Genomic DNA, 13,623 nt, shown 5'->3' on the forward strand with positions numbered 1-13,623 from the left:
CAAAAGTAATACTTTTCTTTTAAATGCAAGCAAAAAGCCACTTTTTTTTCATGTTTTCTTGCTTTTGCAGTATTAAACCGTCCTATGCAGCGGGCGGATTACAATCCCAATACGTTTGGAGTAGTCTCTGCCTGCTGATTATTGAACTGTCCGTTCAGGTTCTCCCCCTCTTTCGGGTTCAGTTCCAGCGATTTCTTCATATCTTCTACTGAGCCTTCTTTGTCACCGTTCAGCAGTTTGGCACGTCCTCTTTCGTGGTAGGCCGCAGCAAAGTTCGGATTCAGCTCGATAGCTTCGTCAAACAACTCAATAGCAGCTGTCAATTTCTTCTGTGTGATAAATAGTTGTCCCAGATATAGGTAAGCTTGTTCGTTGAAAGGGTTCATTTCCGTCACACTGAGGTAATCGTTTTCGGCTTCTTCCTGCTTTCCGGTGGCTTCTTTTATTTTGCCACGTAACAGGAGGGCAGCTTCTTCGTCCGGATTCTGCGCAAGTATGGCTTCAATATCTTCCATAGCCTCTGCGAATTGCTGCATTTTGTACAGTGCTTCGGCACGAAGCAGCCGGGCTTCCGTGAAATCATCTTTCAGCACAATGGCCTTTGTCAGATGGGCAATGGTCATTATTCCGTTATCCAATCCATGATTGGCTTTACCTAACAGGTAGTGTGCCATTGCGTTACCCTCTTCCAATGCGATGGCCTTCTGGGCAGCATCGGCCATTTCCTGATAATTTTCTTGCATGAAGCACAGATTGGCCAGCGTCAGGTACGTGCTCGTCAGTTCCGGTTCCAATGCAATCATACGTTCCAGCAGTTCATGTGCTTTCACGAACTCTCCGGTCTGCATGTAAATCTGGCTCAGATAGTTCAGTGTTTCGAAATCCTCTTCGATGGCCAGAGCTTCGTTGAAGCATTTAATGGCATAGTCCGGGCGTCCCATACGTTGAGCACGCAGGCCGTCATATTTAAATATCTCAAAGTTCTTTTTGGCGTTTTTCTGTTTTTCCCCCTCAGGGTTTTCTGTTTTACCTGAGAAAAAAGATTTAAAGAAGTTTGGCATGATCGATGTTTTTTTAGTTTGGTTGCAAATGTAGTAATTTCATCACATACCCTTACTGCTTTTCAGGAAGTTTTTTCGGTGAGCAACCCGTTCTCTGAACTTAGCAAGCCCTCGTCCAGCATAAACCGTACCACTTCGCCCAACTGTTCTTTATCTGTATTTATGTGCGAAGCTATCTCTGCCGGAGTCATCGGGTGTTCTTTCAGCAGGGTCGTTATTTGTTCCTTTAATTCGTCGAAGCTGCTTTGTGGCACGTCCGGTTGTGTGCGGTGGCTGAGGCAGACATCACATTGTCCGCAGTTGTGTTCGTTCTTCTCTCCGAAGTAGCGGAGCAACATCCGGCTGCGGCAGACATTCTCTGAAGTAACATACTCCACCATGGCATGAATACGTTTCTCGTAGCGCTCTTTCCTTTCTTCGTATACCGCCCGGGGAATCTGCAGATAATGCAAATCTACCCGTTCGCGCGTATATATAATGTAAGGTGTCTTTTTATGCGGAATGTAGTCGACGATACGGCGCTTGCTCAGCATCACCAGCAAGTCGTAAATCTGCTGCCGGGTCAGTCCTGTGCGTACCGACAGCGTTTGTTCGCTGATGTAGGCGTAATCTGTAAAAACACCCGTGTAGGAGCGAAGGATCATCTGTATCAGTTTCTCCGCAGGCTCACCCATCTCGCGGAGTTTATACAACTCATCCCGGCGGATCGTGAAGATGATTCGTGAAGCATTGTCCTGTTCGTCGGTATATTCCAGGTATCCGGCCTGTGTGAGTATCTTCAGAGCACTGTCGGCAGGTACGGGGAAGTATTTGAATTTGCGGCAAAACTCTTCCAGACTGAAGTCATACATGCATCCCAGTCCGTCGCCCATCGCCATTTGATAGTGGTATTGCAGATGTTCGTACACATCTTTTATATAATCCTTATCCGGGAAAGTATCCGCAATGCGTTTGTTGAGTGTCGTTTTATCCGATTTTGCGTAGAGTATGACTGCGTATGCTTTCTGACCGTCACGCCCTGCTCGTCCGGCTTCCTGGAAATAAGCTTCGGGGGAGTCGGGGAGGTCCAGATGGATCACGATGCGTACATCCGGTTTGTCAATACCCATACCAAACGCATTGGTGGCTACTATCACCCGGCTCTCACCGTTTTGCCATCGTTTCTGGCGGAGATCTTTGGTTGCATTGTCTAATCCTGCATGATAAAAGTCGGCAGTGATTCCTTCATTTACCAGTAGCTCGGTGGTCTCTTTGGTTTTCCGCCGACTGCGTACGTATACGATTGCACTGCCCTGTATCCGGTTCAGGATGTGAAGCAATTCTCCGTTTTTATTATCGGTGGAGCGGACAATGTATGCCAAGTTTTTCCGTTCGAAACTCATACGGAATACATTTTCCCGGCGGAAGTGGAGACGTTCCTGTATGTCTTTCACCACTTCGGGGGTGGCGGTAGCGGTCAGTGCCAGCACCGGAGCATCCGGCACCAGTTCTCTGATATCTGCTATTTTCAGGTAGGCCGGACGAAAGTCATATCCCCATTGCGAGATGCAATGGCTTTCGTCCACGGTGATCATGCTGATTTTCATTGACCGGAGTTTGGCCCGGAAAATTTCCGTATCCAGCCGTTCGGGAGAGATATAGAGAAACTTATAGTCTCCGAAGATACAGTTCTCTAATGCCACTACAATCTCTTGCCGTGTCATTCCGGAATAGATGGCTACCGCTTTGATTCCGCGTTTTTTCAGGTTCTGCACCTGATCTTTCATTAAGGCGATCAGTGGAGTGATGACAATGCACAATCCCTCTTTGGCAAGGGCAGGAACCTGAAAGGTGATTGACTTTCCGCCTCCGGTGGGCATCAGTCCCAGTGTGTCTTTGCCATTGCCAATGCTGGTTATGATGTCCTCCTGCAAATCGCGGAAGGAATCATAACCCCAGTATTGTTTTAAAATCTCTTGGTAAGTCACTCTATCGGCATGATATCTTCAATCTGCAACTGTACTTCCCCTCGTTTGTGGGTGTTCTCCTCAATGGTGTAGCAGATATCAAATGAGCGTTTGGTTTTGATGTATCTTACGTGCGAACTTTGTCCGAAAGCGATTCCGTTCATCACGTTGTTCGATTTGTTATCTACCAGTTCCAGCTTGATATGTTCCTGATCGCGTCCGACCACTTTGCTTGTTCCATAATCGTACACGTGGTGTGTGCAGAACACTGGTTTCTGGTTGTCGGGACCGAACGGGTTGAATCGCTTCAATTCATTAAAGAATTTCGGAGTGATGTCTTTAAAGTCTATTTCGGCATCGATGTCGATCACTGCACTGGTCTGTTCAGGCAGTATGTGTTCCGACACGAAACTTTCGAATCGTTCGGTGAATGCCTGTACATTTTCCACTTTCATCGAGAGTCCGGCAGCATAGGTATGCCCTCCGAAGTTTTCGAGCAAGTCGCGGCAATGCTCGATAGCTTTGTAAACATCGAAGCCGGATACCGAACGTGCCGAACCTGTCGCCATGTCATCTGTCCGCGTCAATACCACTGCCGGACGGTAGTAAATTTCTGTCAACCGTGAGGCTACGATTCCGATCACTCCTTTATGCCAGTCTTCATTGTAAAGCACTATCGAACGGCGATCCACTAATCCTTCCAGCTCGGCTACAATCTTATTGGCCTCTTCCGTCATGCTTTTATCCAGATCCTTCCGGGTTTCATTGTATTGGTTGATTTGTCCGGCTTTCTCAAGTGCTGCCGAGAAATCCTTCTCAATCAACAGGTCTACAGCCTCTTTCCCGTTCTGTATACGTCCGGAAGCGTTGATACGCGGACCTATTTTGAATACAATGTCGCTCACCGTAATTTCTTTCTCCGATAATCCGCATACATCGATAATCGCTTTCAGCCCTACGCTCGGATTGCTGTTCAGCTGTTTCAGTCCATGATAGGCTAAGATACGGTTTTCGCCCATGATCGGTACAATATCCGATGCAATGCTTACAGCGGTCAGGTCGAGCAACGGAATCAGATGATGAAACTCGATGCCGTTACTGATGGCAAAAGCCTGCATGAATTTGAACCCCACGCCACATCCCGAAAGATGGGTGTATGGGTATGTATTATCCAGTCGTTTGGCATTCAGAATGGCAACGGCCGGCGGCAATACATCGTCCGGTACATGATGGTCGCAGATGATGAAGTCAATTCCCTTCTCTTTGGCATACGTAATCTCCTCCACTGCTTTAATTCCGCAGTCCAGCACAATGATAAGTCCTACTCCTGTCTCTGCGGCATAGTCAACTCCTTTTTTGGAAATTCCGTATCCTTCGTTGTAACGGTCGGGGATGTAATAGTCAAGGTTCGAGTAGAACTGTTGAATGAACTTGTAGACCAGTGCCACAGCGGTGGTACCGTCCACATCGTAATCTCCATAAATCAGAATGCGCTCTTTCTTTCCCATTGCCATGTTCAGGCGTTCCACTGCTATGTCCATATCCTTCATCAGGAATGGATCATGCAAATCGGGCAATTGTGGACGGAAGAATTTCTTGGCATCCTGTGCCTTTGTAATTCCCCTTTGCACCAAAAGTTGTCCCAGGACCGGGCTAATACCCAGTTCCTGAGCCAGTGCCCGGCTTGTCTCTGCCTGTTCTTGTGTAATGGGTCGATAATTCCATTTGTGATTCATTTTATATATTGTTTTTTCTTTTTATCTGTTCTCAGATGCCGGAAGTGCATAACTTTCCAACAAGCTGTAAAAGTACGAAAAAAACCGGAAGTGAGGGGTATATACTGAAAAAAATAATTGCCATTGTCTGAGATACAAAATACTATTTGCGCACATTTTAGAAAGATATTACCGGGACTTCGAGGCTTTTATACCGATATGGGTGGGATGTCCGGGCATTCATACGCCTTGGAAACGAGAAGTGATCTACAATGAGTATAACCAGCAACTTACAAATACGAAACAGCCTGTTTCGTATTTGGATGATGTTCCTTTATGCCTTCCTGTCACGCATTTGAGTTGGTCGCACAACATCGTATTGATGCAAAAAGTAAAAGACCTCAAAGCACGTAACTGGTATATGATTCAAAGTCTGAAAAATGGTTGGGGGCGCAATTTTCTGATTGAAGCCATCAATCAGGATTACTACCATGCCCACGGGGCACTGGCTCATAACTTCGATACCACTCTCCCCGAAATTCAAGCCAAGCAAGTGAAAGAGACATTGAAAGACCCCTACATCTTCGATATGTTTACATTCACGGACGAGTATGACGAACGGGATGTGGAGTTGGGCTTGGTAAAACATATCGAGAAGTTCCTTGTCGAGATGGGAGCCGGGTTTGCCTTCATGGGCAGACAATACCACATAGAGGTGTCCGGCAATGACTTTTATATCGATATATTGATGTACAACGCATTTATGCACAGGTATTTAGTTGTGGAATTGAAGCGGGGAGAGTTCCAACCCGAATATATCGGTAAGTTGAACTTCTATTGTTCGGCGGTGGATGACATCCTTTGCCGGGCAGGAGACAACCAGACCATCGGGTTGCTCCTTTGCCAGAACAAGAACCGCATCATGGCGGAATACGCCCTGCGTGATGTGCATAAGCCGATAGGCATTTCCGATTATGAATTGGGGAAAGCGTTGCCCAAAGATATTAAGTCAGGGTTGCCTTCCATTGAAGAGTTGGAAAGCAAACTCAGTCGGGAGTTGGAGGATAACACGCAAAGTATATAATTCAAATTTCGCAGGTTCAACTTGCCAGTTTCAATTTGTAAATATCACAAATATGGTTTGTTTATTCCAGAGATTTCTGTAAGTTTGTATTGTACTATAACTATCATAATTATGCAAGATATAATAAACGGACGTTGCGGTTGGTGCGGGAGTGACGAACTGTATGTGAAGTACCATGATCAAGAGTGGGGAAAATTGGTGACCGATGACAAGACGCTGTTTGAGTTTCTTGTATTGGAGAGTGCTCAGGCCGGCTTGAGTTGGATAACCATCCTTAAGAAGCGTGAGGGGTATCGCAAAGCCTTTTGCAATTTCGATGCTGAGTCGGTGGCACAAATGACCGATGAAGATGTTGAACGGTTGATGCACTTTGATGGCATTGTGAAAAACCGTCTGAAAATCAAATCGACAATCACAAATGCAAGGTCATTTCTCGCCGTACAAAAGGAGTTCGGTAGTTTTTATAACTATACACTGTCATTCTTTCCCGACAGAAAACCAATAGTCAACAGTTTTCAGTCATTAAGTGAGATTCCGGTATCATCTCCCGAATCTGATGCCATGAGCAAGGATATGAAAAAACGGGGATTTAAATTCTTCGGAACTACGATTTGTTACGCCCACTTGCAGGCCTCCGGATTTATTAATGATCATCTGGCGGATTGCATCTGCTGGAAGAGGTAAATAACAATATAACTATGTACAGTGGGAGAGGATATCTTATGCCTTTTGCCCGTTAACATTGTTAATGCCATTTTCCGATGGTTTTGTTCTTGTCTGCAAATAACAAGTCTTTTGCATTTAAAGAATTTGTTATTTGCAGACGAAAAACGAACTTTAACTCTGTGTTAAAACAAAGCTTTTACTGACAGATATTTTGTACTTTGAATATCTTGTTTTTCAGTTTGTTAAGTTCGATCTTCACTTCTTAGCCTTACTGAAGGTCTTTGCGGGCTATAACTGATATACTTGCTTTTTTATCAACTATAAACAGAGATCTTGCACTATCCGTTTATTTCCTTTTTGCCTTATTCAGTGCCGCAATCAGATACCTTCCTTTCGCCCCAATGTCACTCCAGCAAGTGTTGGCAATCAGCCGCCACACCGTTGTTCCCTTTCTTCCATAGTCCGACAGCCTGAGAATGGCGTTTACTTCGCTCACTTCGTTTATTCCCAATCTTTTTAGTGTGTCCGTCAGTCCCGGATAATTGTGCGTCATCGTATTGAAAGCGTATCCCGGTATCGGGAGAGAAGCAGAATCCTCCTTCCTTTCTTCCTCCTTCCCCTTGGGGGGAGCTGAGGGGGGAAATTCTTTATTTTCCTCTGCTTTATTTTCTTTTACTTTACTTTGTCCGGAATTGCATGCATTTTTTGCGTTAACGGCTACATCATGTACTACATTTCCCGGATTAACGGTTACATTTTCACCTTCCGCCGCTTCATCTTCCTGCTGAGTCAAGTCTTTCACCAGCAGATAGGGTAATGCTTTCAGATCCCTTTTTCTTCGCTTTGTCGCCTCCATCCATACCTTCTGTATGTTTGCCGAAGTCAGTATTCCGTTTTCCAGATAACTGTTTCTGTCCAATATTCCTTTGATGAAGAGAATTTCGATGATCCCCTGTACCTCAGCTACCTGCACTTCCCTTCCCGCCTTGTTGGCAAAGATCAGGCACTGTTCTTCATCCCAACGGATGAAGTATCCCTCCTTGTATATTTTACAAAGCAGCTTCAGTACGATTGCCGCCCCCTTTATTCCGTATTTTGCCTCTATCACTTCCATTGCGTTCTCTTCCATGAAGTTTACGCCTACCGGGAAATAGTTGATTCCGTCGTATGCTATTGCCATTGTTTTTTTAGATTAGTTGTTTTTTTATCCGTAATACTTTTATACCGAATTACCCCGGATTCCCAAAGACGTTTTCACTTGATTCCTCAAAATATAAATAATTCATCTGTGAAAATCCGTGTAATCTGTGGTGTTCGATCTATACTGTCGGTCTCCATTCCATAAAGTTCTCCACCTGAAACGTTGTCCACCGCTGTTCGTCCACATTCCAGTAGACTACGGCACCTTCCACAGCCATCGGATCGTACTTTTTGCGGAACTCCGTCTCGTAGTGGATCAGTGTTGCCTTTACCATCCGGAAACTTCCGTCCTGTTTTCGGTAAGCCACCGTCGCATGCCCGTATAGCATATGATCTAATAACGCTTCCAATCGTTCCGCCATCCATTCTGCACAGGACTCTGTGTATCCTTTTTCGAAGATGATGCGTCTTTTCCATTTCAGTCTCAGTGATTCGCTTTGTGAGGCATGTCTTTTTCTCTTTTTCATATTCCTATGATTTAAAAGGTTAATAAATAGATTGTTGCCTCAAAGATAAGTCGGTCTGGACGTACTCCGGTTCAATAAAATTCATTGTATGTATTTCGGCGCTTGATCTTCGGTTTCGTATTTTCCTTTTCTACCTCTTTCCACAGGTTATTTATATAAGTCTTGATTGTGCTATAATCCAGTGGTTTAAATACTCCGTCTCTGAGTTTTCCGAAGAGCTCTTTTTCATAAATGTAGCGTGTTAGTGAAGCCTGACATGTATTGATGTTTTGTAGCTTTGCATCTATGATATAGGATCTTATCAACGCTTTTATGATCCCTTCATTGTTGGAGATAATCCCTTGTATCGGTACTCCCTTTTTTCTTCCTCTTGTTTCTATAACTATTTCTGTTATAGCTGATTGTGTTTTCTTATTGGCGTTTTTTTACACTTTTGTTCATGACTTGAGATAATACATTTTCTTCCTTCATTGGATGATTTATTTAGTTAATATTTAAATGAAGTTAATATGTTGCAAAGGTAGAAAGGAATCTGTCAGTGAACAAGTAAATGTGAAATTAAAGGGGAAATGAATACTCTTCTATAATTTAATTATTTGATATACAATGTTGTATTGGCTAAAAAGATAAGTGTTTCAATAAACGTTCGTTTAATTGAACGCAAAGATAGAGGGTATTTTTAGAACTACAAAATGTTTAATAAAAAAAATGATTTTGCTCTTTTGATCGTTGTCTTAATATGCTAAGCAATAGGTGTTTATGAATTAATAAAAAACGGCTTATTATCTGTCTGATTTTGTTTTCTGCCCTCTTCTGATTTATATACAAAAATCATGTGTTTTTAAACGAACGTCTATTGAAACATTTCTGCTTCATAATACGCTTGTTTACAAAATCTAAGATCAAAAATTCCCTGCTTCTTTATGAAGATGGTCTTTTTTGCTCTGAATCCCTTTTCAAACCGTCTCTTCTGCGATAGGGGAGTACCTGATGAAATGATATACGCTGCAAGGCAAATAATAGAATTAGCAAACTTGACCGGAAGGTATTTCACTACCCCGGTGTCCCCCAATCATATCCTTTCGTGAACAACAGCATTGATAAATCCTGGTACGCCCTTCGTATCACCTATAGCCGTGAGCTTGCCTTTAAGGAATACCTGGACTCCCGTGGAGTGAAGAATTTTCTTCCCATGCGCTACGAATACGTATTCCGTGGTGAGCGTAAGATCCGCAAACTGGTTCCTGTTGTTCACAACCTGGTTTTTGTTTATGCCACCCGCAGTGAGGTTGACGAAATGAAATCCACTGTCGGCTCTTCTCTTCCTATTCGTTATATCATGGACCGTGAGACTCGTCAGCCCATTACCATTCCTGAAGTCCAGATGCGTAGTTTTATTGCTGTTGCCGGTAATTACGATGAACAGGTTGTTTATCTGGACCCTTCCGCCGTTTCCATGAAGAAGGGAGACCGTGTCCGTGTCACCGGTGGCATCTTTGAGGGTGTCGAGGGTGAGTTTGTCCGTATCAAAGGTGACCGCCGTGTGGTGGTTTCCATCCAGGGGGTTATGGCAGTTGCCACTGCTTTCATTCATCCCTCTTTAATCGAACTAATAAAGAATTAAAAACTCAGTGAACTCTGTGCCCTCTGTGGTGCATATTCCAATACGTAAATAAATCACCATGTTGTCTTTGCAATCAGAAATCGATTCTTTGTGCGCTGTTTCGCACGAACTTCTCCATTTAGGTCTGGATGGCGAACCCATCTACTCCGACCGTTTCCGTCAGTTAAATACGGATGTGTATCATCGTTGTGAGCATCTTTTCGGTTCACACGGACGTACTCTTGAAGAGGAAGCTTCTCTTTGTATCGCTTTGTTGACCGGCTATAATGCTACCATTTATAATCACGGTGATAAGGAAGATAAAATCCAGTCGGTTCTCGATCGTAGTTGGGATATCTTGGATACACTTCCCGCCTCGCTTTTGAAATGCCGTTTGTTGGTAGCCTGTTACGCCGAGGTCTTTGACGAAGAGCTGGCAGCGGAGGCACACGCAATAATAGACGGTTGGAAGGAGCGGGAATTGACGAGGGAAGAGTTTGAGATGGTGGAGCATTTAAAGAGTTTGGAAGCTAATCCTTATCCGTACAGCGAACTACACGAATGATTCGTTCCCTTCTTTCCCGTTCTCCGCTTTACGTTTTGGCTCTCTATGCCAGCGTTTTGATTTTTCTGGTTTATACTTGTGCCTATGCCTACCGTAAGCCATTTACCGCAGCCATTTATGAAGGTGAGATTCTTTGGGGATTCGATGTCAAAATCCTGTATGTCCTTTCTGAGATTATCGGCTACGCCCTTTCCAAGTTCATCGGTGTTCGTATTCTGTCTTCGATGAAAGCGGGTCACCGCATCTATTATATAATAGGGCTGCTTACTTTCTCCGAAGTGGCTTTGTTGGGTTTTGCACTTCTTCCGGTTCCTTTGAAGGTGTGTTCTATTTTTCTGAGCGGTCTTCCCCTGGGTATGATCTGGGGTGTCATTTTTAGCTATATCGAAGGCCGTCGTATCAGTGAAATATTGAATGTCGGGCTGAGCGTTGCTTTGATAGTCTCTTCCGGTTTGGTGAAAACCTTGGGACAATTCGTGATGGATAATTTGCATGTGTCGGAATATTGGATGCCTTTTACCACCGGTTTGTTGGTATACCCTGTTATGTTGCTTTGCAGTTGGCTTCTCAATCAGATCCCGCCTCCCAATGAGCAAGATATCATACAGCGTACCAAACGTGCTCCGATGGATGGTAAGGACAGGCGTAAATTTTTGAGGCAATTCTTTTGGGGAATCTGCATGCTGGTTGTTTTTTACGGTGCCCTGACCGTGTTCCGTGAACTTCGTGACTCTTTCGCTGCCGATATTTGGAAGGAGCTCCATATTGAGGGTGCAATGATCTTTACTCAGACAGAGGTTCCCATTGCCGTTTTTGTCCTTGTACTGATGTTCCTGATTGTGTTTGTCCGTAATAACCGTTTGGCTCTTAATATCATTTATTGCATTGCCGTCACAGGCGGTTCCTTAATGGTTTTTTCCACATTGCTTTATGTGTACGGTTTTCTTTCTCCTATTTGGTGGATGATTCTTTCCGGTCTTGGTCTGTATATGGGGTATATTCCTTTCACTTACCTGATAGAACGTCTGATTGCTTCCCTTAGGGTGGTTAGTACAGCTGTTTTTATTATTTATTTGGCCGATTCTTTCGGCTATCTGGGCACTACGGGTGTGTTTATGGTCAAGAACTTCGTTTCTGCTGACATTTCCTGGACTGTCATGCTGATGCGTACTGCCCTTTTTTCAGGATTTGTTTCTGTCCTGTCGATTTTTGCGATTTACTGTTATTTCAAGCAACAATTGAATTCACTTATATTAATTCCCTCTGAAATTCATGATTAAAACAGCAATGATCATGGCTGCCGGTCTTGGTACCCGCTTCGGGCATTATACCGAGCTTGTGCCCAAAGGTTTTGTGGAGGTTGGTGGAAAACCTATGATTATCCGCTCTATCGAAACCCTTCTTTCCTGCGGTATCGAACGTATCATCCTCGGTACGGGTTATAAAAAAGAGGCTTATGAAGCCCTTCAGGCGGATTTCCCCCAGATAGAGACCTGTTTCAGTCCCCGCTATGCCGATACTAACAGTATGTACACTCTGTACAATACGCGTGACGTGATAGGCGATGACAGTTTCCTGCTGCTTGAATCGGACCTTGTTTTTGAACGCAAGGCCATCCTTTCGCTGCTGGATGACGAATTCCCGGATGTGATGCTTGTCTCCTCTCTGACCAAGTTCCAGGATCAGTATTATGTGGAATATGACTGCAATCACATCCTTACTTCCTGTTCGGTAGACAAGGACGCCCTTGAGGCAAAAGGCGAGCTGGTCGGCATCCACAAACTTTCCAATACTTTCTACCGCCGGATGTGCGCCGATTATGCGACCATCCTGAAGTCCCAGCCTAAACTGGGTTACGAATACGAACTGCTCCGCATGTCCCGTTCCGTTTCCCCTGTCCGTGTGCTCAGGGTGGAGGGGCTTAAATGGTATGAAATCGATGATGAAGCCGACCTTTCGTATGCTGAGGAGCACATCATCCGCTATTGTTAAAAACAAATCTTTTCCATATATGAACAAGAAAATCTATGTCGGTATGACCGCGGATATCATGCATCCGGGGCTGATCCATATTATTCATGAAGCTACTAAATACGGTGATGTCATCGTCGGTCTGCTGACGGACAAGGCCATCGCCGAACACAAACGCCTCCCTTACCTTACCTATGATCAGCGTAAGGAGGTTGTTGAGAATATCAAAGGGGTTTGCGAAGTTGTTCCCCAGGAGGATTGGAGCTATGTTCCGAATCTGGAAAAACTCAAGCCTGACTATATCATCCACGGTGACGACTGGAAAACGGGCCCGTTGCGCGAGGTGCGCGAACAGGTTTTTGAGGTGATGAACGCTCAGGGGGGCAAGGTTATTGAGATCCCTTATACCCGGGGCATCAACTCCTCCTCGCTCGACAAGGATATCAAGGCGATCGGGACTACCCCTGACGTACGTCTTAAGTCCCTCCGCCGCCTGATCCAGGCCAAGCCTGTGGTCCGTATCCTGGAGGCCCACGACGGCCTTTGCGGTCTGATTATTGAGAATCTTGAAGTCCAGAAGGGTGATAAGCGCGAGGTCTTTGACGGCATGTGGTCCAGCAGTCTGACCGACTCCACGAGTAAGGGTAAACCGGATATTGAAGCGGTCGACCTTACCACCCGTTTACAGGATCTGAACAATATCCTTGAATGTACCACCAAGCCTATTATTTTTGATGGTGACACGGGTGGCAAGATCGAACACTTTGTCTTTACTGTGCGCACTCTGGAACGTCACGGCATTTCTGCGGTAATCATTGAAGATAAAGTCGGTCTGAAGAAGAATTCTCTTTTTGGTACTGACGCTATCCAGACTCAGGATAGTATCGAGGGTTTCTGCGATAAGATCAGAGCAGGGAAGAATGCCCAGGTCACCGGTGACTTTATGATCATCGCGCGTATCGAAAGCCTTATTGCCGGCAAACCCATGAGTGATGCCCTCGAACGTGCTTATGCCTATGTACAGGCTGGTGCGGACGGCATCATGATCCACAGCAAGGATAAGTCGGGTGAGGATATCCGTGAGTTCTGCCGGACTTTCCGCAAAGAATACGCCCATGTTCCCATTGTTGTTGTTCCGACGACTTATGACCATGTGCACGAATCCGAACTTCACGCATGGGGTGCCAACGTAGTCATTTACGCCAACCACCTTCTCCGTGCCGCTTACCCGGCCATGATGAACGTGGCCAGGACCATCCTTGAAAACGAGCGCGCCGAGGAGGTCCGTCCGCTTTGTATGCCTATCAAGGAAATTCTGGAATTGATTCCGGGCACTAAATAAATC

The 13,623-nt window shown here is 45.0% G+C and carries 11 protein-coding genes and 1 pseudogene; 7 read left to right on the plus strand and 5 right to left on the minus strand.

Features of this window, described 5'->3' with window-relative positions:
- Positions 1-98: 98 nt before the first annotated feature.
- From FDF36_RS10235 to recJ, 3 genes are all read right to left on the minus strand, one after another.
- Positions 99-1,061, minus strand: coding sequence for a tetratricopeptide repeat protein (locus FDF36_RS10235; protein WP_220391272.1), 963 nt, complete (start codon positions 1,059-1,061; stop codon positions 99-101).
- Positions 1,062-1,123: 62 nt separating this feature from the next.
- Positions 1,124-3,028 (minus strand): RecQ family ATP-dependent DNA helicase, encoded by a 1,905-nt coding sequence (locus FDF36_RS10240; protein ID WP_032541139.1) that lies wholly within the window; start codon positions 3,026-3,028, stop codon positions 1,124-1,126.
- Positions 3,025-4,743, minus strand: coding sequence for a single-stranded-DNA-specific exonuclease RecJ (gene recJ, locus FDF36_RS10245; protein ID WP_005808615.1), 1,719 nt, complete (start codon positions 4,741-4,743; stop codon positions 3,025-3,027). The genes FDF36_RS10240 and recJ overlap by 4 nt, the downstream gene beginning before the upstream one ends.
- A 247-nt stretch (positions 4,744-4,990) precedes the next feature.
- Here recJ and FDF36_RS10250 point away from each other — a divergent pair.
- Both FDF36_RS10250 and FDF36_RS10255 read left to right on the plus strand, forming a co-directional pair.
- Positions 4,991-5,806, plus strand: a pseudogene (locus tag FDF36_RS10250) (PDDEXK nuclease domain-containing protein); the annotation flags it as partial.
- A gap of 111 nt (positions 5,807-5,917) precedes the next feature.
- On the plus strand, positions 5,918-6,490 hold the full coding sequence (locus FDF36_RS10255; RefSeq protein WP_220391273.1) for a DNA-3-methyladenine glycosylase I: 573 nt from the start codon (positions 5,918-5,920) through the stop codon (positions 6,488-6,490).
- A gap of 328 nt (positions 6,491-6,818) precedes the next feature.
- Here FDF36_RS10255 and FDF36_RS10260 read toward each other — a convergent pair whose 3' ends face one another.
- The gene (locus tag FDF36_RS10260; RefSeq protein ID WP_220391274.1) at positions 6,819-7,652 is read right to left on the minus strand and encodes a DUF4373 domain-containing protein; all 834 of its coding nucleotides are present in this window, start codon (positions 7,650-7,652) and stop codon (positions 6,819-6,821) included.
- Positions 7,653-7,791: 139 nt separating this feature from the next.
- On the minus strand, positions 7,792-8,139 hold the full coding sequence (locus tag FDF36_RS10265) for an SH3 beta-barrel fold-containing protein (RefSeq protein WP_005781572.1): 348 nt from the start codon (positions 8,137-8,139) through the stop codon (positions 7,792-7,794).
- 1,084 nt (positions 8,140-9,223) lie between these two features.
- Between FDF36_RS10265 and updY the strand changes: the two genes are divergently transcribed.
- From updY to aepX, 5 genes are read left to right on the plus strand one after another with little or no spacing between them, the layout of a single operon-like run.
- Positions 9,224-9,763 (plus strand): capsular polysaccharide transcription antiterminator UpdY, encoded by a 540-nt coding sequence (gene updY, locus FDF36_RS10270; RefSeq protein WP_220391275.1) that lies wholly within the window; start codon positions 9,224-9,226, stop codon positions 9,761-9,763.
- A gap of 58 nt (positions 9,764-9,821) precedes the next feature.
- Positions 9,822-10,307, plus strand: coding sequence for a UpxZ family transcription anti-terminator antagonist (locus tag FDF36_RS10275; protein ID WP_220391276.1), 486 nt, complete (start codon positions 9,822-9,824; stop codon positions 10,305-10,307).
- Positions 10,304-11,587, plus strand: coding sequence for a DUF5690 family protein (locus FDF36_RS10280; protein ID WP_220391277.1), 1,284 nt, complete (start codon positions 10,304-10,306; stop codon positions 11,585-11,587). The genes FDF36_RS10275 and FDF36_RS10280 overlap by 4 nt, the downstream gene beginning before the upstream one ends.
- Positions 11,580-12,299, plus strand: coding sequence for a phosphocholine cytidylyltransferase family protein (locus FDF36_RS10285; protein WP_220391278.1), 720 nt, complete (start codon positions 11,580-11,582; stop codon positions 12,297-12,299). The genes FDF36_RS10280 and FDF36_RS10285 overlap by 8 nt, the downstream gene beginning before the upstream one ends.
- Positions 12,300-12,318: 19 nt before the next feature.
- A complete protein-coding gene (aepX, locus tag FDF36_RS10290; RefSeq protein ID WP_032529698.1) occupies positions 12,319-13,620 on the plus strand; it encodes a phosphoenolpyruvate mutase in 1,302 nt (433 codons plus the stop codon).
- Positions 13,621-13,623: the final 3 nt, after the last annotated feature.

Origin of the sequence: Bacteroides fragilis, from assembly GCF_019583405.1 — a bacterium.
Lineage (GTDB): Bacteria > Bacteroidota > Bacteroidia > Bacteroidales > Bacteroidaceae > Bacteroides > Bacteroides fragilis_B.